Origin of the sequence: Eubacterium ramulus ATCC 29099 (assembly GCF_000469345.1) — a bacterium.
Classification (GTDB): Bacteria; Bacillota; Clostridia; order Lachnospirales; family Lachnospiraceae; genus Eubacterium_I; species Eubacterium_I ramulus.
The window spans coordinates 2240-2557 of the sequence record NZ_KI271112.1 but is presented as its reverse complement, the minus strand read 5'-3'; the positions used below and the strand labels follow the sequence as shown (position 1 = coordinate 2557).

Annotated in this window: 1 protein-coding gene; it reads left to right on the top strand. The window is 42.1% G+C overall.

From position 1 onward, the window contains the following. Nucleotides 1-104: 104 nt before the first annotated feature. Nucleotides 105-318 (top strand): helix-turn-helix domain-containing protein (locus HMPREF0373_RS06065; protein ID WP_021738768.1); only part of this gene is annotated, 214 nt, incomplete at its 3' end.

The window sequence follows — 318 nt, the reverse complement described above, 5'->3', positions numbered from 1 at the left end:
AATAGACAAAAAACATAGGAAACATAAGGCTTCTGGCATGGTTTCCTAGCAAAAATCGGCTGTGAAGTTGCCTTAAAAAACTTCACACTTTACAGATTGGGGGTATGGTTCTGAATGAAGAACAATGGATAAAAGAATTACGGGAGAAACGGATTGCTTACGGTATCTCACAAGGCAGGCTGGCGGTGGCTTCGGGTATCACAAGGGAATATCTCAACAAGATAGAAAGCGGAAAAATGAAGCCGTCAAAGGAACTTCTTAATACTCTGCAAAAGGAACTGGCAAAGTTCAATCCAGAAGCACCGCTTACCATGCTGT